This is a genomic window from Argonema galeatum A003/A1 (assembly GCF_023333595.1).
In the GTDB taxonomy this organism is placed as follows: Bacteria; Cyanobacteriota; Cyanobacteriia; order Cyanobacteriales; family Aerosakkonemataceae; genus Argonema; species Argonema galeatum.
In genome coordinates this window covers 1-23,733 of the sequence record NZ_JAIQZM010000060.1, presented here as the reverse complement: position 1 = coordinate 23,733, position 23,733 = coordinate 1, and the positions used below count along the sequence as shown (strand labels likewise).

The window sequence follows — 23,733 nt, the reverse complement described above, 5'->3', positions numbered from 1 at the left end:
GTACCTTCAGATGCAGAAATCCCTGTATTTGTCAAGAGGGAATTTGGTGACTTCTACAAATCTATGTTCGCCACAGCCCACACTCTCCAAGGCAAAAAAGTAGCCTTTCTCGAATATGCTTGGGATATGAGTAATTGCGACCCCTGTTCAGCCGAACCACTCAATCAAGAAGAACTGCGTAAAGCCGGAGTCTTTTGGCTAACGCCATCCCAATCCAGCAATGTTTTTATCACCCGTCTCCATGTCCGCTATACACGCGATAAATTTCCAGAAGACTTGATGTTCCAAGAAACTTCAAACCGTCAAACCTTCCAGGGACGATATATTCTGCGCCATCCTTTTGAAGGCGATACTAACTGTGAAGCAGGACAACAATATAAAAGAGCTTTGGCTACAAGATTTGAACAAGAAGCGCAGACTTTAGCTAAGCTGACAGGGTGGAATATTAATGAGATTCGGAGAAAACAGCCTGTTACTCAAAGTCAACAGCAGCAACCTTTTTGGCGAAATATTTGGAATTAGTCATTTGTAATTCATGGTTTGCTACTGTAGGGGCAATTCATGAATTGCCCCTACAGTAGCAAACATTTGTAGCAGAAATAAATCTAAACGATATTAGACGGTGTGTTACACTAACGCACTCTACATATTTAATATTCTCTTGACAAACAGTCCGCTACTTTTGTTCTGCAAACCTAGCCAATAATTCCTCACGGGATAATTGCAATAGCAAAGGTGTAAATTCCTCTGGCGGGAATGCCAATATCTTGGCACTAAGTGCGGACAATTCCTCATCTAATTGCCCAAAGCGAATTTGCAGAAGATTTTCCACAATACGACGTTCTCCTTCCTGAATACCCTGCTGAATACCTTCCTGAATACCTTCCTGAATACCCTGCTGAATACCCTGCTGAATACCTTGCTGAATACCTTGCTGAATACCTTCTTGGATAGCTTGTTCCCGGTCTTGTTCGTAAAGTGGTGCTAATCTCATAACTAACTCCCTATCTTCGTCATCTGGAATTTGAGTAATTTGTAAGTTTTTTCGCAAGTTATTCAGCAGCTTGATAGCATTATAACGTAAAGGGTTATCTGCTGGAAGTGCGCTGATTGGCGAGCGAAAAATATAGCTAGGGACTAGGGGCTAGGGGCTAGGGGCTAGGAAGAAGGGATGTGTTTAAAGGGTTTGGTGGAATTAAGAACGTCCTAACTGCCCTGGTGGTTGCTATAGTATCCATAAATCTGGCGGTAGACAAGGCAGAGCCTTGGGATTAGCGTTACCAGGCTGAGCCTGGTAACGAGAAAATAAAGTTACTTAATGTTCCCACATCAAAAGTTTAAACTGCTCATCATCAACGCGACCAGCATTATACAATGTTTCGGAAATTTCCGTAATCTTCAGAACCGAATGTGCCCGATAACCATTTGAACGCAATTTATCTTTTACCCCTTTTTCGTGGTCGATAAATACCACAATATCTTCCACCTTCAAACCGACAGATTTTAACTTTTCAGCACCTTCGATCGCACTTTTTCCGCTAATCAAAATATCATCCACCACGACAACAGTTTCCCCTGGCTGAAAATTCCCCTCAATTACTTTTTGAGTACCGTGTGCTTTCACTTCCTTACGGGGATATACCATCGGACGTTCCAAACGTAGGGATAAACCCGTTGCTGTCGGCAAAGAACCGTAAGGAATTCCCGCAATCCTGTCAAATTCCAAATCCTTCAAAATCTCAGCATACGCGCTCAATATTTTATGGAAAATTTGCGGTTGAGAAATGATTTTTCGCAAATCAATATAATAAGGAAAAATCGCTCCCGATGCTTGCTTGTGTTCGCCAAAAATAATGCAGCCAATATCGTAAAGTTGCAAAACCAAATCTCGATGCGGTTCGGATTGCAACAAACAGACGTTCGGCAACCACAATTCGCAAGTGGGATTTCCCTGTACAATTCGCAGGCGTTCTTCATTCACCGTATCGCGTAACTGACGAACTGCTTCAGCGATATTGCGTCCCGGTTCTTCTATAAGACTAGGAGGAACTGGCACCAATAATCCTTCTCCTTGCTTATCCAAACCTGCTGCTAAAATAGTTGCCAAATCGTGCATTTCGGCGGCATCTTCTTGTAACAAAATCAGACGTTCTGGCGCAACTGCCCGGATGCGAGCTAAAATTTCTGGTGTGGCACCGACTTTCAATCCCAATTGTGCGGGAGTTCCCCAATTTTTCGCTTCGTTGACTAGATGCAGGTAAAAAGGTTGACTGGGAAGCGGGTATTCCTGCAACACCGCCGCACTGGGATTGCCGGTGTAGCACAGCACAAATACTGCTTTGTCCGGGTAAACTAAAAATGGCGCGACGTGATCCCATCCGGCGTAGGGACTCAAGGTGACGGCATCCACCCGCCATTCCTCAAAGGCAGTCTTGGCAAACACGGTGCTGGTATGGATATCGCTGTGTTTGGCATCTAATATGATGGGGATGTGGGTGGGAATTCGCTCCAATGTTTGCTTGAGCAGTTCCAGTCCTGGTGCGCCCAAGGCTTGGTAGAATCCCAGGATAGGCTTGTAGGCACAAACTAAATCTGCGGTTTGGGCGATGACGGTATCTAGCCATTCCCACAGTTTATCAGCATCGACAATTTCTGGATCTGGGTCAAGTCCTACGTAGAGTAAGCTTTGGTTGCGCTCGATCGCATAAAGTAATTTATCAAAAAACTGCATCTGATTCTGCCTTCCTCTGGTGTGATGTTATAGAGTCTATTACCACATCACCCCAGATTGAGGGAGATTTGGCGGATAGTCCATCTGCGGTTTCAGAGGATGGCCCGGTTTTGCATGGGGGGCGATCCGAAATATATGAAGATTTGTAAAAAAGGTTGACGAGTATTTCAGAGGGTTATTTAATAAATACAGAGGCAAGACGAGGTTAACCGCAAAAGCCAAGGAAAATTTCAACTGCCTTCACAAACACCAATTACTTATACAGAGAGAACCTGACATGGCTAACACCAACTCGATCGAAACCGGCATAAACTTTGGCAAAATGTTCAAGAAAACCTACATCCTGGGGATTTTGACCGCTAGCACCCTGGGAGTGCTTCCTCTGGGGGCTCAAGCTACTCCTAAGCCTTGCTGCCAAAGCAATACTGCTGGCGATAGCGCTGTCGTTCAGACGAGCAACCAACAGGCTAATGTCAAGGGTAAGGGTAATGCAGTTGTGCAAAATTCCAGTCAGTCAAATAACACTGCCAGTGCCACCAGGGTTCGCCCAACAGCAGGCAACCAAAAGAGGCCGACTCACGTTCGTCGTACTGTTCGTCCCGCCGCTGCCGCTCCTTGCAAAACTAGCGAAAAGGGCTAGGGGTTAGGGACTAGAACACTGATTCAGTAATACTTGGTGGTGCGTTTTTAGCTTGTAGGGGCGAAGCATTCGGGTAGGAAATTTAGGGTAGGAGCGATAGATTTTTTGCCCGAATGCTTCGCCCCTACGATTACTAGAGGAAGAAAAAAGAGGTTTTCTCCCTCTGGAGGTGCATTTACGGGAAAAGACTGCAATTTACCTTTTTTTTGGAGGCCGATCGCCAATTTTTAAGAGGGTTAAAGAGGCGGAGTAGCGATCGCTCACCCGATCGAGCTATTATCTCAATATAGTCTTGACGCGAAGCCATTCCCTCTGTTATGGTTTTGACATCAAGAAATATCGTTGAAATCAATATTTCGACCCAAATCATGTACATCGGCTCTTCCTACTTTTATTTTTGGCGTAAAGCGGTTCACCGGGAGTGATCCAATCTACGTATTGGAAACGAGCCGATGAACCGCAGCACAAAATCTGCGGTTCTTTGTTTTTTAAGGACATCTCAAGCACAATGACAGCATTTCTTTCCAGTTGGTTTTACGGTTTTTACTTTTGGCCCAGAAGCAGTTTCGGGTAAGTAAATGTCGTGCAAACGCACAACCAACACCCGGAACTGTAACAGGTTCCGGGTTTTTTTGTTAACCGCGCTTTTTTTGTAAGGAGAAACTCAAATGTTACACGCTCAAACTGAACCTCACCAGCAAACAGTTATCCAAATTTCGGATAACCTACAGATAGGCGGCAAAGACTTGGTAATTATCGGTGGGCCTTGTGCGGTGGAAAGTATGTCCCAGATGGAACAAGTCGCCAGTCACCTCGCCGCCGCACCAGTGCAAGCTTTACGCGGCGGCGTCTACAAACCCCGTACTTCCCCCTACGCTTTTCAAGGTTTGGGAGTGGAAGGATTGGAGATTTTGGCAAAAGTTAGTCACCGCCACAATTTACCAGTAGTCACCGAAGTCATGGCAATTTCCCAAATCGAAACTGTAGCTGCTTATGCCGATATGCTACAAGTAGGCAGTCGCAATATGCAAAACTTCGACTTACTTAAAGCATTGGGACAAGCAGGCAAACCAATTTTACTAAAACGCGGTTTAGCAGCAACTATAGAAGAATTCCTGATGGCAGCCGAATATATTTTAAGTCACGGAAATCCCGATGTGGTGATGTGCGAACGGGGTATCCGCAGTTTCGATAACTATACTCGCAACGTCTTAGATTTAGGTGCAGTTGCCGCACTCAAACAACTCACTCACTTGCCAGTAATTGTAGACCCCTCTCACGCAGTAGGCAAGCGCGAATTGGTAGCGCCTTTGGCGAAAGCTGCAATTGCTTGCGGTGCGGATGGACTAATTATCGAGTGTCATCCAGAACCGGAAAAGTCAGTTTCCGATGCGCGTCAAGCACTTTCTTTAGAAGATATGGTGCAATTAGTTCACAGTTTAAGACCAGTGGCGGAAGCTGTAGGCAGGCGCATTCCTACAATCAAAAATCAACTTCAACTTCTGGCAGCGTAGCAAATAGGATGGGTATTTGGTAAGCCCAGAAACCCGGTTTCTTGAAGAAACCGGGTTTCTTTTCGTACTTATCCTTCAATAACAAACTTTGACAATCTTTGCTATAACAAGCAAAATAGGATTAACAACCCCAAATGACACTACTCCCATGAACGTATCCCTGACACCCGAACTGGAAAAATTCGTTCAAGAAAAGGTCAAAAGCGGCAGATACCTATCTGCTAGCGAAGTTGTCCGCGAAGCACTGCGACTACTGCAAGAAGAAGACCAAATTCGGCAATTGCGCCTCGAAAAACTGCGAAAAGAAATTGCGATGGGAATTGAACAGCTTGACAGAGGTGAAGGAGTTGATGGGGAAAGAGTATTTGCAAGTCTGCGTGAAAAAATTCGTAAAGCTCGTGAGTCAGAAACATGAGTAACTATATCTTATCCCCTCTGGCAATTCAAGACTTAGATGAGATTTATGATTATATTGCCAGCAACAACTTGGATTCAGCAGAAAATTTTGTGGATAACGTTGAACAAAAATGTCAGAGTTTAGCACAATTTCCCAACATGGGCAAAAGTTACGAAAACTTACTCCCTCAATTACGCGGTGTTCCCGTAAATAATTACGTCATTTTTTATCGCCAAGTTCAAAACGGGATTCAAGTTGTTCGCGTACTAAGTGGCTATCGGGACTTGGAGGCAATTTTTTCAGCACAGGATAACGGCTAGTAGTAAATAGGATGGGCAATGCTCATCCTATTTTTATTGTTGGGTAGTTTCAATCCCTGAAAGGGATTAGATTTAGTTGCAACTATATCCATAAGTAGCTAGTATTGCTTAACTATTGTTTCAATCCCTGAAAGGGATTAGATTTAGTTGCAACGCTCAAACTTTGGCAATTCATCCATTCCATTATCACCTAAGTTTCAATCCCTGAAAGGGATTAGATTTAGTTGCAACCTATGAAGAATTTTGACTGGGGTTATCCAAATCCAAATGTTTCAATCCCTGAAAGGGATTAGATTTAGTTGCAACCCAAGAGCCTAAGCATTTAGATACTGAAAGTCTTGTTTCAATCCCTGAAAGGGATTAGATTTAGTTGCAACACTCAAAATACTTTTACTTGTGTTGGTACTTCTGAGTTTCAATCCCTGAAAGGGATTAGATTTAGTTGCAACCCAAATCTATCTGCCGGTCTTTATTTGAATCTGAGTTTCAATCCCTGAAAGGGATTAGATTTAGTTGCAACTCTTCGATAGATTTCAAGTCTCCTTTAGCTTTCTGTTTCAATCCCTGAAAGGGATTAGATTTAGTTGCAACTCCCAAGATCGAGAGCCACGAAAAGCACAAAGGACGTTTCAATCCCTGAAAGGGATTAGATTTAGTTGCAACTTTCTTGGATGTTGCTCGTAAAACCGCCAACTGTGCGTTTCAATCCCTGAAAGGGATTAGATTTAGTTGCAACAACTAGATCTGGAAGATTTGATATATTGCTTGGATGAGGTTTCAATCCCTGAAAGGGATTAGATTTAGTTGCAACTGCTCCCGCTCCCGTGGCGTCCTGATTCAAAATAGTTTCAATCCCTGAAAGGGATTAGATTTAGTTGCAACCTTGTTTTGTTCTTTACTTCAGAGAAAACATCATGTTTCAATCCCTGAAAGGGATTAGATTTAGTTGCAACTCATAGCGAGGAGAAGTTTCAGAAGCCGCTTCAGAAAGTTTCAATCCCTGAAAGGGATTAGATTTAGTTGCAACCTAATATTTACACTCGATTTGAAAGCCTCAAACGTTTCAATCCCTGAAAGGGATTAGATTTAGTTGCAACCCCCGGACGCCGGGACAACCTGGAACAGCACGGGCGTGTTTCAATCCCTGAAAGGGATTAGATTTAGTTGCAACCGTAGTGGTAGCGGCCCCGGAAATTGGGAGTACTTCATTGTTTCAATCCCTGAAAGGGATTAGATTTAGTTGCAACCCCAAAGACGCATTGTTGATTGTAGTAGCAGCGATAGTCCTGTTTCAATCCCTGAAAGGGATTAGATTTAGTTGCAACCCTGGGGAATACCGGTGAACTTCATGCAAGGAAAAACCTGTCGTTTCAATCCCTGAAAGGGATTAGATTTAGTTGCAACCCAGTCTGCTAGCGCGGCATCCTTGCGGGTAAGCTTTTCGCCGTTTCAATCCCTGAAAGGGATTAGATTTAGTTGCAACTGGCGTTCCTCCTGTGGATTGGCTCAAGTTTCGTAAGCCGTTTCAATCCCTGAAAGGGATTAGATTTAGTTGCAACCCTTCATAGAGCTTGATACCTTACGTAATTTGCCCCGTTTCAATCCCTGAAAGGGATTAGATTTAGTTGCAACATCTACTCAGCCGCCGCAGCAGGCCGAATACTACTATCTCGTTTCAATCCCTGAAAGGGATTAGATTTAGTTGCAACTAAGCCGCGCCATCAAACGGCTTGACCAGCTTAACGTTTCAATCCCTGAAAGGGATTAGATTTAGTTGCAACAATTATTTAAGTGAATTATTCTCGTTTGTAGGGTTCTTGTTTCAATCCCTGAAAGGGATTAGATTTAGTTGCAACTCGCTCACGGCTCGATCGAGTTCTGCTTGTCTTAGTTTCAATCCCTGAAAGGGATTAGATTTAGTTGCAACCACAGTTGCTGCCAGTGCCTCAACCACCGGGAGCAAGTTTCAATCCCTGAAAGGGATTAGATTTAGTTGCAACTTAAGCGATCAGACTGGAGATCTAGCTACAGCCCAGTTTCAATCCCTGAAAGGGATTAGATTTAGTTGCAACCCAAAGGCTGATGATCCGCATCACCTGGAAATGTGTTTCAATCCCTGAAAGGGATTAGATTTAGTTGCAACGGAACTTACTCAACAACTGAAGGAAAACAATGAAAACGTTTCAATCCCTGAAAGGGATTAGATTTAGTTGCAACTTCTAGTGGGGCACGAAACTATTTAATAGTTGATGGGTTGTTTCAATCCCTGAAAGGGATTAGATTTAGTTGCAACGCAAATTAGATACTGGAGAGAAGTATCATACTGTTTCAATCCCTGAAAGGGATTAGATTTAGTTGCAACCAGTTATCTTTACCCGATCTAATCGAGGCTGCTGAGTTTCAATCCCTGAAAGGGATTAGATTTAGTTGCAACCCAGTTTCTCCAGTAGACCCTGAATGCGGATTCTGTTTCAATCCCTGAAAGGGATTAGATTTAGTTGCAACTTCACAGGGATGTATGGCGCATCCAGAGCCAATAAGTTTCAATCCCTGAAAGGGATTAGATTTAGTTGCAACCTGAACTCGATAATTTACCTCTACCAATGCAGCGTTTCAATCCCTGAAAGGGATTAGATTTAGTTGCAACTATACAGAGCATCACATTTGGGCAAACTAATGAAAGGTTTCAATCCCTGAAAGGGATTAGATTTAGTTGCAACTCGCATTCCGACTCTGAGGTGATGCGATCACTGGTTTCAATCCCTGAAAGGGATTAGATTTAGTTGCAACCTAACAGCGATCGCGTACCTGCTGCTATTGATAAGGTTTCAATCCCTGAAAGGGATTAGATTTAGTTGCAACCAGATGGCTACCAGTACGACGGTGCGTATACCTCTAGAGCTTTTGGTTTCAATCCCTGAAAGGGATTAGATTTAGTTGCAACTCCACCCCACCACCTCCTCACTCCCAGCCCACCCACCGTTTCAATCCCTGAAAGGGATTAGATTTAGTTGCAACCTGAACTTGCCCATGTAGTTGGCGCGATCGCCTTCTACGATCCAAGTTTCAATCCCTGAAAGGGATTAGATTTAGTTGCAACTGCTAAGACCCAGAAGCCTTACGATATTTAGTTTTCAAGGTGCGTTTGCGACTACCTAAGATAAAAGTACCATTTCAGGCTTCGGCTTGTCAAGCATCGATTTTTATTTTTAGGCTCAAACCCTTATACCGTAAAGCTTTTAGACTTTGCGACTACCGTTTTTTGAGCCGATCGGCATCAAACCCTTGTGGAGTCTAGGTTTCAGCCCCAAAATTTCTCACTTTGATTTTTACACCTACCGATCGTCGCAAATTAAGGATAACGATCGCGTGCGATCGAATGTCCCAGTGTCCCGTTTGTAAGATCGATCGTCCGCGCTCATCCCTGAGTTCCAGCAATCTGTTGAGCAAACCAAGCCGCAGCACTACCATTCGTCCCCTCTTTCAAACGTGCCAAAGTTTGTTCTAGCAGGGATATAGATAATCCTTCCAGTGCTAAAGATGAGTCGCATTCTTGATAAGTCCCATTTGACTGCAACTGAAATGCAATCACCCGCAAACCTCTCACATCAATCACCCAATATTCGGGAATACCCAAATCAGCATAAAGTTTTTTCTTTTCATCTAAATCGGTTGCCAGAGTTGTATCCGAAACTTCTCCAACTAAGTTAGGCACTCGCCACTGATTTAGATCGATTCGACGCGGTTCTCCTTCTTGCCAACGAGGGTAATCTTCACCTAAATAAATTACCAAATCTGGGGCACCCGCTTGTTTTGTCGGTTTTTCTAACAAACAACCTCCCAACAAACTGTATATTTGTTCTGGTTTATTCAAAAACCAGAACCCAAAGATTAATGTGAACAGTTCGTTGATAGTAGCGTGATTGATTCCTTCCCAACCCATGTTAATTACCAAAAGACGGTTTATATGAAAAAACAGCCGCATCCTGTCGTTCTTTTTATCATCGCGATAAGTTAAGTAATCTTCCCAGGTAGCAGGTTCCCAATGATACAAAGTCTTGGCCAAGGTTGTCTGGCTGACTGTAGTAATTAATGCAGTCATGGCACTAACTTTAATTGATATTTAATAGTCATTATATCTTAATTTACAGACCTAGAAACCGGGTTTCTCTGAGAAACCCGGTTTCTTTTGCCTAACCTACAAGTTTACGCTTTCAATTTCGCTAGCACATTCGCCACATTTGCGCCAAGCTTCTCGATAGATTCTTGCTGTTTTGGATCTGTCAAAGCACCTTCAGTAGTGAAGACTTCATAAGCTTTGGGTATAGCTACTTGATCTGGCAGTACAATCACTCGAATATTGCCCAGGATCGATCGCAGATGAACTAAACCGCGCAGACCTCCTAACCCTCCCGGCGAGGCACTCATAATCGCTGCCACCTTGTCAGCAAAAGCAGCTAGAGGCGCTTCGCCTGCTGCTGGACGCGAAGCCCAATCTATGGCATTCTTTAGAACGGCAGTAACCGAGCTATTGTACTCTGGAGAAGCAATCAGAAGTCCGTCGTGCTGTAACATTAAATCTTTGAACTTTCGCGCATTTTCAGGCATCCCTTCTGCTTTTTCCAAATCTTCATCAAGTAGGGGCATCGGGAAGTCGCGCAAATCTATGTATGTTACCTCCGCGCCTGCTGTGCGGGCTCCATTGGCAGCAATTTGTACCAATTTCTTGTTGTAGGAATCGGTACGGGTGCTACCAGCAAATGCTAGGATTTTGGGAGTATATGCCATAATTGCTCGTCCGTTCTAATGTTTACTTACCTTGTAGAGCATAATTCAATTTTAGATTTTAGATTTTAGATTTTTTTGTCAGTAGGCGCGGAGCATACTGCACAAACCCCTAATTTAAAATCTTTGCATCCAAAATCTAAAATTGCTCATCAACGCTTTTTACTAGGAACTTGAATTGTGCGCTGAAGCTGTTCAACCAGTTGTGGATTCTGTTGCAATAACTGGATTAACTGTTGATTTTGTTGCGACATCTGTCGCACAAGCTGGGGATTTTGTTGTAATTGCTGTAGTAGTTGGGGATTTTGTTCTACCAGCTGTTGCACTAACATCTGGACTAACTCTGGATTTTGTAGCAAAAGCTGTTGAGCTTGCTGTACTAACTGCGGATTTTGTTGGATAACCTGCTGAACCTGTTGTAGATCGACTTGTGCAAGTAAAGTGGAATTAGAGACTTTCACACTTTCTGCTCGGACAGTCCCATCAACAAGTTTTTGGACGCTGGGAAATACCCAAATGGCTCCGGCTAAACTTGTAGTTACAGCTACCTGAATCAGTCGTTTCATAGTTGGCTTACCAATCAATTGAATCCAGTCTACTCTTAAGCCAAATCAAACAACAAAACTTCTGCTGCTTTCGTTCCCTCCAGCGTCACAATATTTTCATCGCCGAGCGCCGCCCCATCTCCTGCCTTCAGAGGCAAGTCATTGAGCTTGATTTGCCCCCGTGCGACCTGCACCCAGACATTTCGCCCATTTTTGATTGGGTGAACAACTTTTTCTCCCGGTTCCAGCAAAGTGGCGTAGAGATCGACATCTTGATGGATGGTGACAGAACCATCTCGCCCATCTCTAGAAGCGACCAAGCGTAGATTACCGCGCTTTTCTTCATCCGTATACATTTTCTGCTCGTAACCGGGCTGCAACCCTTTTTTTTCGGGCAGAATCCAGATTTGCATGAGATGCACTGGGTCGCTTTTTGAATGGTTGTACTCGCTGTGTGCAATGCCTGTACCAGCGGTCATTCTTTGCACTTCGCCGGGGCGAATCACCGCAGTGGTTCCCAGAGTATCCTTGTGTTCTAGCGCCCCATCCAGCACGTAGGAAATAATCTCCATATCTCTGTGAGGATGGGTCGGAAAACCCATACCTGCTGCAACTCGATCTTGATTGATCACGCGCAGGTCTCGAAATCCCATGTTATCTGGGTCGTAATAAGAAGCAAATGAGAATGTGTGATAACTATCAAGCCAACCGTGATTGGCGTGTCCGCGTTCTTCCGATCGCCTTACAGTAATCATTTTTTTTGTCCTGATTGTTTACTGTTGTTGCGCTATGTTTCTACTTTAAAACATATAAAGCTAAAATGACAGTATGCACTTTAAAGTAAGATACTATCCAAAAAGATACTATGGAAAGTATAGAAAGTCTCGATCGCATAACTTGTTCGGTAGAAATCACCCTCAAGGTGATTGGCGGACGCTGGAAAGTCTTGATTTTGCGAGAACTGTTTTTCGGGGTCAGAAGGTTCGGGGAACTGCACCGCGCCTTGCAGGGCATTACGCAGAAGATGTTGACGCAGCAGTTGAGGGAGTTGGAGCGTGATGGAATAGTCGATCGCCACGTCTACTTGCAAGTCCCACCCAAAGTCGAATACTCGCTGACACCGTTGGGAGAAACGCTCAAACCAATTCTCGATTCCATGCACGAGTGGGGATTGAAGTATTTGGAAGGGAGATAAAATAGCGGCACTAAGCTGAGGAGCATTTAAATCGAATAAAGAGACGGGGCTTATATGCCCATCCCACAAGAATCTCAGAAAAATTGACTGTAAAATTAGATGCGTAGCAGCTTATCTACCACCCTCGATCGGCAGGGTAGCTGGTAAACTCTCAAGTTTTGGCGGGACAGAGGTTGTCATTGTGGGGTGAAGGATAGCACCTGTTTTGATTATATTTACCAGTCGGCAAGGTTGAGAGAGCCGGAAATAGTAAAGCGTCAGCGTTATTTTAACCCAGAGATCGCTGCCGTTCGGCGATGCGATCGTCGCTATTTAACTGGAGCAAGCTTACGGTTGTTCGTCCTTCTGGTGTCAACCCCACAATTCTAAATCCCTCCAGCATGAAATGCTCATTCCATTGCTGTGTTCGCGGGTTGAATAGAAAACTGAAGGCTCCTGTTTGCGGATCGAAAGAACCGAGATCCGTACCTTTGTAACGATTACATCGCCAGCAGGCAAATGCTAGATTATCCGCTTCAGTAGCACCACCGTGCTTTAGTGCAATAGCGTGGTCAATTTCGTGTGGGAAAAAAGCAACACCCGCAGGAAGCAAACAATACTCACACCTGTAATTGGCTCTTTCTTCTACAAGGCGGCGAAGTGCAGCAGAGATATAAGTCATGTTGAAGGTGAATTTGTCAGATACCGCAGACTACCAACTTTGAGCATGATGACCAGATGTTCGATGCGATCGTACTCATCAAGTTCAAGACATTCTTGAGTAGTCAGTTCGCCAGCTTTACTGCGTTCCAGAAGAGTACGCAGACGTTCCTGCATTTCCGGTGTGGGGCCAAAAGCTGCGATTTGTTCGGGTGTGGGGTTGCTGGCAATAAAGTTGAGAATGTAACGGTAGATATGAGCTGGCAATGCTGGCTGTTGCAAGCTAAGGGCGAGTAGTTCGGGGAGGCGAGAACCCACCTGTGACAGTTGCTCAGATAGTTCTTCGGGTACTTCCAGGATGATTTGAGTCACGATACTAAACCTGATGAGGAGTCGTTCGCATTTATTCTAGCAGCGACGGTGGGTTCACCTTCTTCTGGTTGCTCAAATCACTAAAATCTGAGCCATTTTTTTAATAGTTTTAACTGGAAGAATCTAAGTGATCGGGAAGACATCTTGGTCGAGTAGTTGAAGGGCTGAAACTCCACTCTGTTTGCCCCTCTACTTCTCGCCCGCTCTTTTGCCACTCGATCTTTGCGGCTTCCCCAGCTTTCGTAGGTTGGGTTGAGGTAAGGAAACCCAAAGTAGATTGTGGCTTTGTTGGGTTGAGCGACAGCGAAACCCAACCTACAATTGTATCAACCATGAACCATGAACTCTAGAATTGAAAAAGGTAATCGCGGACGCAAACACCCAGTCCCCAATCCCCAGTCCCCAACAGACGGCAACTACCCCTAGCTCATACGGTTCTCACGATTGTAAAGTAAAGCCTCAGAGAGATATTGTTGTAATAACAAAGTACACAAAAGTTTATATAAGCGTCAAACTAAGAGAAAGCGCTTATTAAACCGCTCGGCGAGGTAAAGCCCACCATGTTTGAATACTTTACAGACAAAGCAGTTAAAACAGTAATGTTAGCTCAGGAAGAAGCACGTCGCCTGGGACACAACCTCGTGGGAACCGAGCAAATCCTACTGGGGTTGATTGGAGAAGGAACCAGCATAGCAGCGAAAGTGCTGAGGGACTCTGGCGTCACCCTGGAACTGGCACGGAAAGAGGTAGAAAAGATTATCGGTCAGGGTTCTCGCTACGTTCCGGCTCAAATTCCCTTCACCCCGAAGGTTAAGCGGGTTTTTGAGCAATCTTTTGGCGAAGCTCGTGAATTTGGACATAATTACATTAGTCCCGAACACCTGCTGCTGGGATTAATCCGCGAAGAGACGGGTGTGGCGGCAAAGGTGTTGGAAAATCTGGGTGTTGACCTTGAGAATGTTCGCACTCAGGTGATTGAGAAACTGGGAGAAGTGCCAGTACCTGCTGGTGGCGGTCAGGATAAGGAATTCGCTCGGCGTGGCGGTAAGACAAAGCTTTTGGATGAGTTTGCCATTAATCTTAACCAACTGGCAGCAGAAGGGAAACTCGATCCGGTTGTCGGTCGCGAGAAGGAAATCGAACGGGCTATCCAAATTCTAGGTCGTCGCACGAAGAATAACCCGGTGTTGATTGGGGAACCGGGAGTTGGTAAAACTGCGATCGCAGAAGGTTTGGCCCAGCGCATTGCCAATAAAACCATCCCTGACATCTTGCAAGACAAGCAGGTGTACAGTCTGGATCTGGGTTTGCTAATCGCAGGTACGCGGTTCCGAGGTGAGTTTGAAGAACGCCTGAAGGGAATTATCGATGAAATTCGTCAAGCTGGGAACATCATCCTGGTAATTGACGAAGTTCACAACCTGATTGGCACGGGAGCAATTCAAGGTAGTATGGATGCTGCTAATATGCTGAAGCCTGCATTGGCGAGAGGCGAGTTGCAGTGTATGGGTATGACTACCCTGGATGAATACCGCAAGCATATCGAACGAGATGCAGCTTTGGAACGTCGCTTCCAACCGATAATGGTAGGCGAACCTAGCGTGGAAGAGACGATCGAGATTTTATATGGTTTGCGCTCTGCTTACGAGCAACACCATAAGGTTAAAATCTCTGATGATGCTCTCGTAGCAGCTGCTAACCTCTCAGACCGCTATATTAGCGATCGGTTCTTGCCGGATAAGGCAATTGACTTGATCGATGAGGCAGGTTCTCGCGTTCATTTGAGGAATACTAATTCTTCTGCGACTAAAGAACTGAAGCAGGAACGCAAGCAGGTTACTAAAGACAAAGAGGAAGCGGTCAGAGTTCAGGATTTTGAGAAGGCGGGCGAATTGCGCGATCGTGAATTGGAAATTATCGCCAAATTGAATGCGATCGCCGACAACAAACAAACCGATAACGCCATCTTACCAGTTGTTGATGAAGAAGACATCGCCCAAATAGTTTCATCTTGGACTGGAGTTCCCGTCAACAAAATCGCTGAATCCGAATCCGAATTGCTGTTGCACTTGGAAGACACCTTGCACAAGCGCCTAATCGGTCAAAATGAAGCCGTGACAGCAGTTTCGCGTGCGATTCGTCGCGCCAGGGTTGGGTTGAAGAATCCGAATCGTCCGATCGCCAGCTTTATTTTCTCCGGTCCAACCGGAGTTGGCAAAACCGAATTAGCAAAAGCCTTAGCTACTTATATGTTCGGTTCGGATGAAGCGATGATTCGCGTCGATATGTCCGAATACATGGAAGCGCACAACGTCTCCAAGTTAATCGGTTCGCCTCCTGGTTTCGTCGGTTACGATGAAGGCGGTCAACTAACAGAAGCAGTGCGCCGTCGTCCATACTCAGTTGTGCTATTCGACGAAATCGAAAAAGCGCACCCCGATGTCTTCAATACGTTGCTCCAACTATTAGATGACGGTCGCCTAACAGATGCCAAAGGTCGCACAGTGGACTTCAAGAACACACTGATAATTATGACCTCGAACATCGGTTCCAAAGCGATCGAAAAAGGTGGCACCGGGATTGGTTTCGAGTTTTCAGAAAATATCACAGAGTCAAATTACAACCGCGTTCGTTCTCTGGTGAATGACGAACTCAAGCAATATTTCCGTCCTGAATTTCTCAATCGCCTTGATGAAATTATCGTCTTCCGTCAGTTGACGAAGGATGAAATTAAGGAAATTGCTGACATCATGTTGCGCGAGGTTTCTATTCGCTTAGTTGAGCAAGGAATTACGCTGAAAGTTACCGAAAAATTCAAAGAACGTTTGGCGAAAGAAGGCTACAATCCTGCTTACGGTGCCAGAGAACTTCGCAGGGTAATTATGCGACTCTTGGAAGATAGCTTGGCAGAAGCAATGCTATCCGGTCGGATCAAAAATGGAGACACTGCCATTATCGATATTGGCGATGATGGTGAGGTGCAAGTACGGCAGGATGAACAGCGAGAATTGCTACTTCAAACTGTTGGATAAAATGTAGTACCTTTCTCCCCTGGTAGCGATACCAGGGGATTTTTTATATTGAGTGAATTTCCTGTGAAAATAGTTCAAGAGGTATCGCTGATTAGTAAGGGTAGCTTTGCGGAATCGCAAGAATGGGCAGTTATTCAAAATGAGATTCGCAGAGGTATTGAATTAATAGTTTGGCCTCCTGGCGCATCAAACTTTACAATTAATCCAACCCGAAATGGGAACGGAGTTAAAGCTATCAAAGATGCTTGTATGGCTGCTCTTAAGGATGATTTTGGTTGGCAACTTGAAACACCGATAAATTACGCTACAAGAGCGCCAGGAAGAATAGATGCCACGAAAACATTAGATAATGATTTATTTGCCCTTGAATGGGAGACGGGAAATATTTCATCCAGTCATCGTGCGGTTAACAAGCTAGTTCTGGGTCTTTTACGCGGTGTAATTTTGGGTTCAGCCTTAGTGCTTCCCAGTCGCCGACTTTATCCTTATCTGACTGACAGGATTGGCAATTATGAAGAACTAGAACCTTACTTCGATGTTTGGCGTGCAGTTAACCTAACAGAAGGTTTTCTGGCGATATTTGTAGTTGAACATGATGCGATTGATAGCAACGTACCAAGAATTACCAAAGGAACGGATGGTCGTGCTTTAATCTAATTAAAACTTAAGAGACAGTTGCGTCCATTCCGATAATTCCGATCGATTTAACTCTTTTTGCTTTGATTTGACTTTTTTCTTACCCCTTGCGGATTCCCAATCTTCCACCTGTCCGTTTGCTAAGTCAGTTAGGCGGCGGACTGCTGGCTGTATATCACCAATTTCTGTACCCAGCCAATATCGATGCAATTTTTCAGCCGCATAAAATGTAGTACCAGAACCTCCAAAGGGGTCAATTACAATTTGTCCTGGATTCGACGCCATAGCAATAATGCGTTCCAGCATGATAGGAGCTAATTCATTGGCTCCCCTTTTTTTATGTTGCTTATGTCGTACTGGGGGGATATCAGTCCACAGTTCCTCAAGTTCAGTCCAGAAAACTTCCTCGTTAATACGATCGGCAGAAGCATCTTCCCAAACATCTTCAGGCGTATCCCAAACATCCATTAAATTAATACCTTTGGGATTTAACTTTTTGCGATGTCCGCCATAATCTCGGATTTCACCGCCACAATGTCGGCAAACTTGAATCGGTGTATAAACTTTATTAAAAACTGCTGGTTCTCCTTTTGTATAGTAAAGCAATCCATAGTGAGCCGGAGACATTCTCTTTCCGCGAGGAAAATTTTTCGGCATCCTACAGGCAATCCAGTGCCGAAAAACCATTCCTTGTTGATTTAGATATGCACCGTACTCAATACACCACTTGGGTAAGTTAAAAATAAATAAACTGCCACCAGGTTTCAGGACGCGAATACTTTCACTAATCCACTGCTTTGACCAGGTAATATATTCCTCATTTTTTTTGTTATCGTTAACTGATTTGCCGTAATCCTTGCCAAGGTTAAAAGGTGGATCTGCAAATACAATATCTACGCATTCATCAGGGATCATACTCAAAAATTTAAGGCAGTCTCCCTGGTAGAGAATGCCATATTCGCTTTGATAAACTTCACGTAATTCCAACTCGTTAGTCAAAGGTGATATAAGGCGAACAGGAAGCATGGAAATATTCTCTGGGTTACTTGCTCTGAGTCAAATATTAGTAATTTTGTTGTTTGGTGTCAATATAGCGATCGCGCTCGGCTAAAATTCATAGTCCGCTAATATTTAGCCATTTTCCCCCTGACATTTCTGCCAGGGTATTTTTTATTCAATTACTTTTGCTCAAAAAAGCGGCTGGCGAAACATGGAAAAATTCAGCTAATTTCTCAATATGAGTTACTGTTAATTCTTGCTTACCGCTCAAAACTTCGGAAACGTTTGACTCGGTTTGGAAAATAGGAATTAGGTCTTTCTCTTGGAGATTCCAATCTTCTATCAGAGCTTTTAGTAAAGCTACACCGAAAATATCGTCGATGGGATAATGAATTTCTTCGTATTCCGAAACTAATAAACCTAAAAGGTGTAGATAGTCACGTTCATCATCTGTAAGTGTACCGCGATCGATCAGAGAATCCATTACTTTTTGGGTAGCGTCTAATTCTTCTTCCGAGGTAATGGGACGAGGTGGAAAAGCGGCGATCATTGAGAGATAGTCGCTGGGACTAGGTGTACCAGGGGTCGTTTTTCCAGTTGTCTGTGTCATATTCTGCATGGGTAAGGACGTGGCGAATGTAAATTTCTTTGTATTGGTAATCTACAAGAGCAATCAGTCGATATTTGTTGCCGCAGATGTTAAAAACAGTAAAATTTGCAACTAAATCAGCGGAGGGAAAAGCTTGGCGCAACTCCACAAAGTTTCCCCATTCACTTTTGCTGGTAATCTTGTACCAACTTTCCAGATTAGATTTGGCATCTGGGTGCTTTTCCCAAAATTCTTTGAGCTTTTTTTTGCTGATAACTTGCATGAGAGCCTTTTTACAGGCATATTTTAGCAATTTGCGAGGTTGATGTCAAACAGATTTGGGGTGGAGCGCGATCGCTCGCTTAGTAACGCACCTTTACCTAACATCTTGTTGTCTTATGTTGCCCATCATAGCTAGCGCTATGATGGGCAATCTCTCACGACATTTATTTGGTTTCTTTGCCCCCAAATAGTCTCTTGATAGCAGCACCAGAGCCGACAATCAGAAAAAACCACACCTTTTTCAGCACAACGGCTAGAAAGAGCAGAAATTTGGCAAACAAGCCCGTTTTCACGGCAGCCGCGCCGACTCCACCAGCAATTAGGGCAGTCAGTCCAATCTCAGCCACCTTGTCTGTGCCGGGGATGAATTCGCTGTATTGCTTACCCGCAAGATAAGTGTAGTTTTCAATCAGTTTTTCTACCTCTGGTTTGGCGGTGGCGAACTTTTCAGGATCTACAACCAGATTGATGGAAGTAACTCCGTAACGACCGAGTTTCCGGGTGTTATAGTTGATCACTTTTTTGCCCTCGCTGGTACCAGCGATCGCCCATACTAGATTGTGCGTTTTTGAGTCATAGTGGGGTTCTTCCTGCCAACCTATGATATCAAGGCTAGGAATGCCCTCTGCCTGCCGTTTTTTGTTGGCCTCCTCAGTGGATTCTTTGATGTTTTTTAGAATGGCATCCTTGTCAATGGATTTCGACTCATCATCCTTCACATAGCCGATCGGGTCGTAACTCAATATAACCATCCAATCTTTCTGGCTTTTGTTGGGTATCACCAAGCCAATGTCCTGTTTGGACGGCGTATTTCCCATGTATTCCATGAGTTTATAGGTGTCTTCAGCATTGGCAAATACATAGTCCCCTGACATATTCAACTGAGCCATATCGTCGCCCATTTTGACGACCTGCGGACCGGGAATCCAGCTGACTTTGGGAAGTGAGCCTGTAGCAAAAGCGGGTGTCAGGCTCAGAAAAAGGGATAACCCCAAGCCAAAAAGAAATGATAAGAAAGAAGTTACAGAAATGATTTTTCTCATTGCATGTTTTCCAAACAATCAAAAAACAATAGTCTATACAAGCGCGAGCGCCTCTCGCGAAGGATAGATTAGTCCAGCGTAACCGATCAGCTTGTTGCCAGCTACTCCTAAACCAGGAACGAGAAAAACAACGGTAGTCGGCGCAAACGTTACACAATCATCTACTTTTCCCGGAAAAAGAGGGAATAACCTTAGTACGATCGCGATCGTCCTTGTCTTTTCGGTTTTCTTCAGTCCCCTGGTATTTGCTTGACGCCTGGACGCTCTTGTTGTAGTAAATTGGTTAAAATTTTAATAATCGCTAAAAAAATAGCCCCGAAAGAACGGGGCTTTTATTATAAGTTCCAGGGTAATCCATCTAACCTTCCCACTCCAAAAGTATTAACACCTCTATCTAAAGAGAGAAATAAATAAAAAAATTAGCTGCGATTATCCTGGGGAGGCGCGATTGTGTAAGGATAAGAGAATAGATGAGAAGTAACAGCACTACAATCGATTACCAACTCTGAGGGAAAGAGGCCAAGAAATGAGCTTAGTTTCTTGGAGATAACCCCAAGCGGCGGCGATGCGATCGCATAATTTTGTAATTTCCTCAATACCATACTCAGCGATAAATCTTTGCGTGGCTGACCAAGTTCTTAAATACCCAATAAGTTCTTCAGCAGTCCACTCGCAAGTCATAGAAAAGGGCGGTGGTGTTAGTTCAACAAAAGGAAAAGGAATAGTTTGATACTGTTCCTCTACCAATTTTCTTTCTGGAGGCCAAAACGGTTCAACTGTCTGATAATATTCGTGTAGGGCTTGATTAAGTTGCTCATTAGCAGAGGGAATAGTAAAAAACCCGTAGCACCAAACCGCGATCGCTCCCGTCGGTTTGAGGACACGCCGCACTTCTTGATAAAACTCTTCCAAGTTGAACCAGTGGAGAGCTTGACCGACAGTAATCAGATCGATCGAACTATTGGGAATTTCGGTGCGTTCGGCTGTGGTGGCCCAGTAACGAATGCGATCGTGCCCAAAAGCTTGAGCAATTTGCTTTTCACTGGCATCAGTCCCATAAATTTGCTGAAAGTAGGCAGTCAGACTCAGAGCAACTTGACCGTTGCCTGTCCCACAATCCCAAGCCAGTTCGCGCTCCGGCGTTATGGCGGCTAAGTACTCAAACAGTGCTTCTGGATAGCGGGGGCGGTACTTAGCGTACTCGCTTGCCTGGGAAGAGAAATGATCCGAAAAGTTCACGATTGATTGTCTCGTTAAAAATCCAGGTTAACGCAGCTATTTAAATAGTACTTGTTAAAAATTATTAAATTGATAGTAACACTCAAGAAGTTAGCATGGTATTTGACCCACCAGTTCATTCCGGTTAAACAGGAGGCGGTCGCCTCCTACACTTCCAGGCTCAGCCTGGGAACCAGATTGCGAGGCTCAGCCTCGGTTATCTTAGACTTAAACTACAACTAAAGCTAAGCAGCAACCGTTGGAGGGTTTCTTCCTGAGTTTTTTTCTTATTCTCAGCCTTGTTGCCATAATTAAATCATTGCTAATAGGAGAAAACCAATGCCCGAAACAAAAAAAATAGCTGTTGTCACTGGTGCCAATCGCGGACTGGGGTTTGAAACTTGTCGTAAACTAGCACAACAAGGAATTCAGGTTATTCTCGCCAGTCGCGACGAACAAAAAGGGAAAATTGCAGCTGAAAAATTGCAGGCTGAAGGATTAGATGTTAAATTTTCTCCGCTTGATGTGACGAGGGTGGATAGCATTGAGCATCTTGCCCAGTTGATTCGCAATGAATTCGGAAAATTAGATATTCTGGTCAACAACGCCGGAGTATTACTAGATCCTCCAGGAGAAGTAGAAGGAAGTATATTCAACGCCAAGATTATTACTTTGCGCGAAACAATGGAAACGAATGTATACGGGCCTTTGCTGCTTTCTCAGGCGTTGATACCCCTGATGAAAGAACATAACTACGGGCGAGTTGTGAACGTATCTTCTGGCATAGGCCAATTGTCTGGAATGGATGAAATGAGTAGCACTTACCCCGGATATCGGATTTCCAAAACCGGTCTGAACGTGGTAACGCGGATGCTTGCTAACGAGTTGAAAGGCACAAATATTTTGGTTAATTCAGTTTGCCCTGGTTGGGTGAAAACTGATATGGGCGGCCCAAATGCTCTACGGACAATAGACGAAGGGGTTGATACAATTGTGTGGTTGGCAACTCTGGCTGACGATGGCCCCACAAACGGATTTTTCCGCGATCGCCAACCGATTGACTGGTAAAACTCGACCTACTTAGTCATTAGTCATTCCTCATTCATTTTTTCGGTATAAAGGTCGCCAATAGGGGCAAAATTACTAATGACTAATGGCATAATTAAAACGATCGCAAGGTAAATGATGAACTTCAGTAGCGATAACGTAACCGGCGTCGCACCGGAAATCATAGCAGCATTAGTTGCCGCCAATGACGGCGCAGCCATATCTTATGGCAATGATGAATACACCCAACGACTAGAAATCAAATTTTCGGAATTATTCGAGACTGAGGTTAGAGTTTTTCCAGTAGCAACAGGTTCTGCTGCTAACTCCCTTGCCTTATCAGTTATGACACCACCTTTTGGTGCCATTTACTGCCATGCCGAATCTCATATTAACCTCGATGAATGCGGCGCACCAGAATTTTACACAGGTGGTGCAAAACTGGTAACATTACCTGGTTCTCACGGCAAAATTTCTGCCGATGGCTTGGCAGCAGCACTTAAAAAAGCAGGTGCTGGCGTTGTGCATCACGTACAACCAGCCGCAGTTAGCATCACTCAAGCAACTGAAGCTGGAACAGTCTATAAACCTGATGAAATTCAGCGAATTGCTGGTGTTACTCGCGCACATAATCTCAGCTTACACATGGATGGTGCCAGATTTGCCAATGCTGTAGTCAGTTTGGGTTGCAAACCCGCAGATATCACCTGGCGTGCTGGTGTCGATGTTCTGTCCTTTGGCGCTACCAAAAATGGTGCTATGGCAGCTGAAGCTGTTGTATTTTTTAAACGCGAATTGGCAGAAACGTTCGCGTTTCGCCGCAAGCGTAGCGGGCATTTGTTCTCAAAGATGCGTTTTTTATCAGCGCAACTAGAAGCTTATATTACAGAGGATTTGTGGCTGAAAAATGCTGCTCATGCTAACCTAATGGCGGCGAAGCTATCAGCAGGACTTACTTCGGTGCCAGGAGTAAAGCTTTGTCATCCTGTAGAAATAAATGAAATTTTTATTCACCTGCCGGAAGCAGTCATTCAAAAACTTTTGGCTGAAGGCTTCCAATTTTACCGTTGGGATGGAGAAGATTCGACAACTTTGCGTTTGGTGACGGCTTTTAACACGAAGGAGGAGGATGTCAATGCTTTGATAAAAGTGGCAGCTTCCGATTCAGCGTCAGCTGTTACGATTACAGTAATTTAACGTTTTAAAGGGATGTACAATGAAAATGTTGCGGAATGCGATCGCATTAATTTTATCTTTCCTAGCCTTGATTTGCTTTGCCCCTAACGCCTGGGCATTTTGCGGTTTTTATGTCGCCAAAGCAGATACCAAACTTTACAACAAAGCTTCGCAAGTAATTATTGCCCGTGATGGTAGTCGCACTATCTTAACAATGGCAAATGACTATCAGGGAGATGTCAAAGACTTTGCACTTGTTGTTCCTGTTCCTGTAGTTTTGCAGCAAGAACAGGTGCGCGTTAGCGACCCGAAAATTATCGAAAGATTAGATGCTTTTAGTGCGCCTCGATTAGTAGAATATTTCGATCCAAATCCTTGTGCGCCTCCCTTTTTGCCCAGATCTGTAGCACCATCTGTAGGAGACATATCGGTATTAGAATCAAGTAATAGAAGAAGCGATCGCGCTTTAGGCGTCACCATAGAATCTCGCTTTTCCGTAGGAGAATACGACATTCTCATCCTCAGCGCCACCGAATCAAACGGTTTGCAAACATGGCTAATCCGCAACGGCTA

Annotated in this window: 26 protein-coding genes and 1 CRISPR repeat array; of the genes, 12 read left to right on the top strand and 14 right to left on the bottom strand. The window is 44.3% G+C overall.

Annotated features, from left to right (window positions below):
* Positions 1-522 (top strand): DUF2330 domain-containing protein (locus LAY41_RS30780; RefSeq protein WP_249106370.1); only part of this gene is annotated, 522 nt, incomplete at its 5' end.
* 154 nt (positions 523-676) lie between these two features.
* Here the strand turns inward: LAY41_RS30780 and LAY41_RS30775 are convergent.
* Both LAY41_RS30775 and LAY41_RS30770 read right to left on the bottom strand, forming a co-directional pair.
* A complete protein-coding gene (locus LAY41_RS30775; RefSeq protein ID WP_249106368.1) occupies positions 677-994 on the bottom strand; it encodes a hypothetical protein in 318 nt (105 codons plus the stop codon).
* Between the two features lie 321 nt (positions 995-1,315).
* Positions 1,316-2,731: a bifunctional orotidine-5'-phosphate decarboxylase/orotate phosphoribosyltransferase gene (locus LAY41_RS30770; RefSeq protein WP_249106367.1), complete on the bottom strand. Its 1,416-nt coding sequence runs from the start codon at positions 2,729-2,731 to the stop codon at positions 1,316-1,318.
* A gap of 277 nt (positions 2,732-3,008) precedes the next feature.
* On the opposite strand from LAY41_RS30770, the gene LAY41_RS30765 reads away from it, so the two are divergent.
* Positions 3,009-3,371: a hypothetical protein gene (locus LAY41_RS30765; protein ID WP_249106366.1), complete on the top strand. Its 363-nt coding sequence runs from the start codon at positions 3,009-3,011 to the stop codon at positions 3,369-3,371.
* A gap of 175 nt (positions 3,372-3,546) precedes the next feature.
* Here LAY41_RS30765 and LAY41_RS30760 read toward each other — a convergent pair whose 3' ends face one another.
* A complete protein-coding gene (locus LAY41_RS30760) occupies positions 3,547-3,747 on the bottom strand; it encodes a hypothetical protein (protein ID WP_249106365.1) in 201 nt (66 codons plus the stop codon).
* A gap of 292 nt (positions 3,748-4,039) precedes the next feature.
* Between LAY41_RS30760 and aroF the strand changes: the two genes are divergently transcribed.
* The 4 genes from aroF to LAY41_RS30740 all read left to right on the top strand — a co-directional run bounded on the left by aroF (position 4,040) and on the right by LAY41_RS30740 (position 9,004).
* Positions 4,040-4,885: a 3-deoxy-7-phosphoheptulonate synthase gene (gene aroF, locus LAY41_RS30755; RefSeq protein ID WP_249106364.1), complete on the top strand. Its 846-nt coding sequence runs from the start codon at positions 4,040-4,042 to the stop codon at positions 4,883-4,885.
* A gap of 148 nt (positions 4,886-5,033) precedes the next feature.
* Entirely contained in the window at positions 5,034-5,300 is a 267-nt protein-coding gene (locus LAY41_RS30750; protein ID WP_249106363.1) for a type II toxin-antitoxin system ParD family antitoxin, read from the top strand.
* Positions 5,297-5,602, top strand: coding sequence for a type II toxin-antitoxin system RelE/ParE family toxin (locus LAY41_RS30745; protein WP_249106362.1), 306 nt, complete (start codon positions 5,297-5,299; stop codon positions 5,600-5,602). The genes LAY41_RS30750 and LAY41_RS30745 overlap by 4 nt, the downstream gene beginning before the upstream one ends.
* Positions 5,603-5,648: 46 nt before the next feature.
* Positions 5,649-8,702: a CRISPR direct-repeat array (repeat unit 37 nt; unit sequence GTTTCAATCCCTGAAAGGGATTAGATTTAGTTGCAAC).
* Between the two features lie 146 nt (positions 8,703-8,848).
* Entirely contained in the window at positions 8,849-9,004 is a 156-nt protein-coding gene (locus tag LAY41_RS30740) for a hypothetical protein (protein WP_249106361.1), read from the top strand.
* 16 nt (positions 9,005-9,020) lie between these two features.
* On the opposite strand, the gene LAY41_RS30735 is transcribed toward LAY41_RS30740, so the two are convergent.
* From LAY41_RS30735 to LAY41_RS30720, 4 genes are all read right to left on the bottom strand, one after another.
* The gene (locus LAY41_RS30735) at positions 9,021-9,704 is read right to left on the bottom strand and encodes a Uma2 family endonuclease (protein ID WP_249106359.1); all 684 of its coding nucleotides are present in this window, start codon (positions 9,702-9,704) and stop codon (positions 9,021-9,023) included.
* A 104-nt stretch (positions 9,705-9,808) separates the two neighbouring features.
* A complete protein-coding gene (locus tag LAY41_RS30730; protein ID WP_249106357.1) occupies positions 9,809-10,390 on the bottom strand; it encodes an NADPH-dependent FMN reductase in 582 nt (193 codons plus the stop codon).
* Between the two features lie 149 nt (positions 10,391-10,539).
* Positions 10,540-10,953, bottom strand: a complete 414-nt coding sequence (locus LAY41_RS30725) for a hypothetical protein (RefSeq protein ID WP_249106355.1) — start codon at positions 10,951-10,953, stop codon at positions 10,540-10,542.
* 35 nt (positions 10,954-10,988) lie between these two features.
* Positions 10,989-11,687 carry a pirin family protein gene (locus tag LAY41_RS30720; RefSeq protein ID WP_249106353.1) on the bottom strand — a complete coding sequence of 233 codons (699 nt, stop codon included), beginning with the start codon at positions 11,685-11,687 and terminating at the stop codon, positions 10,989-10,991.
* Positions 11,688-11,797: 110 nt separating this feature from the next.
* Here LAY41_RS30720 and LAY41_RS30715 point away from each other — a divergent pair, with 110 nt between their 5' ends.
* Positions 11,798-12,127 carry a winged helix-turn-helix transcriptional regulator gene (locus LAY41_RS30715; RefSeq protein WP_249106352.1) on the top strand — a complete coding sequence of 110 codons (330 nt, stop codon included), beginning with the start codon at positions 11,798-11,800 and terminating at the stop codon, positions 12,125-12,127.
* A gap of 268 nt (positions 12,128-12,395) precedes the next feature.
* Here the strand turns inward: LAY41_RS30715 and LAY41_RS30710 are convergent, their stop codons facing one another.
* Positions 12,396-12,788: an HNH endonuclease gene (locus tag LAY41_RS30710; RefSeq protein WP_249106350.1), complete on the bottom strand. Its 393-nt coding sequence runs from the start codon at positions 12,786-12,788 to the stop codon at positions 12,396-12,398.
* Positions 12,785-13,138, bottom strand: a complete 354-nt coding sequence (locus LAY41_RS30705; RefSeq protein WP_249106348.1) for a hypothetical protein — start codon at positions 13,136-13,138, stop codon at positions 12,785-12,787. The genes LAY41_RS30710 and LAY41_RS30705 overlap by 4 nt, the downstream gene beginning before the upstream one ends.
* Positions 13,139-13,698: 560 nt before the next feature.
* Here LAY41_RS30705 and LAY41_RS30700 point away from each other — a divergent pair.
* Positions 13,699-16,170, top strand: coding sequence for an ATP-dependent Clp protease ATP-binding subunit (locus LAY41_RS30700; RefSeq protein WP_249106346.1), 2,472 nt, complete (start codon positions 13,699-13,701; stop codon positions 16,168-16,170).
* A 63-nt stretch (positions 16,171-16,233) separates the two neighbouring features.
* Positions 16,234-16,827 carry a PDDEXK family nuclease gene (locus tag LAY41_RS30695; RefSeq protein WP_249106344.1) on the top strand — a complete coding sequence of 198 codons (594 nt, stop codon included), beginning with the start codon at positions 16,234-16,236 and terminating at the stop codon, positions 16,825-16,827.
* On the opposite strand, the gene LAY41_RS30690 is transcribed toward LAY41_RS30695, so the two are convergent.
* The 5 genes from LAY41_RS30690 to LAY41_RS30670 form a co-directional block, all read right to left on the bottom strand.
* Positions 16,828-17,832, bottom strand: coding sequence for a DNA-methyltransferase (locus tag LAY41_RS30690; RefSeq protein ID WP_249106342.1), 1,005 nt, complete (start codon positions 17,830-17,832; stop codon positions 16,828-16,830).
* A 148-nt stretch (positions 17,833-17,980) separates the two neighbouring features.
* Complete coding sequence (locus LAY41_RS30685) at positions 17,981-18,415, bottom strand: helix-turn-helix domain-containing protein (RefSeq protein WP_249106341.1); 435 nt, start codon at positions 18,413-18,415, stop codon at positions 17,981-17,983.
* Entirely contained in the window at positions 18,375-18,677 is a 303-nt protein-coding gene (locus tag LAY41_RS30680; RefSeq protein WP_249106339.1) for a type II toxin-antitoxin system HigB family toxin, read from the bottom strand. The genes LAY41_RS30685 and LAY41_RS30680 overlap by 41 nt, the downstream gene beginning before the upstream one ends.
* A 163-nt stretch (positions 18,678-18,840) precedes the next feature.
* Positions 18,841-19,719 (bottom strand): DUF2167 domain-containing protein, encoded by an 879-nt coding sequence (locus LAY41_RS30675; protein ID WP_249106337.1) that lies wholly within the window; start codon positions 19,717-19,719, stop codon positions 18,841-18,843.
* Between the two features lie 486 nt (positions 19,720-20,205).
* Positions 20,206-20,958 (bottom strand): class I SAM-dependent methyltransferase, encoded by a 753-nt coding sequence (locus LAY41_RS30670; protein WP_249106335.1) that lies wholly within the window; start codon positions 20,956-20,958, stop codon positions 20,206-20,208.
* Positions 20,959-21,276: 318 nt separating this feature from the next.
* Here LAY41_RS30670 and LAY41_RS30665 point away from each other — a divergent pair, with 318 nt between their 5' ends.
* The 3 genes from LAY41_RS30665 to LAY41_RS30655 all read left to right on the top strand — a co-directional run.
* Positions 21,277-22,005, top strand: a complete 729-nt coding sequence (locus LAY41_RS30665; protein ID WP_249106332.1) for an SDR family oxidoreductase — start codon at positions 21,277-21,279, stop codon at positions 22,003-22,005.
* Between the two features lie 114 nt (positions 22,006-22,119).
* Positions 22,120-23,181 carry a threonine aldolase family protein gene (locus tag LAY41_RS30660; protein WP_338023080.1) on the top strand — a complete coding sequence of 354 codons (1,062 nt, stop codon included), beginning with the start codon at positions 22,120-22,122 and terminating at the stop codon, positions 23,179-23,181.
* 19 nt (positions 23,182-23,200) lie between these two features.
* Positions 23,201-23,733 (top strand): DUF2330 domain-containing protein (locus LAY41_RS30655; RefSeq protein ID WP_249106330.1); only part of this gene is annotated, 533 nt, incomplete at its 3' end.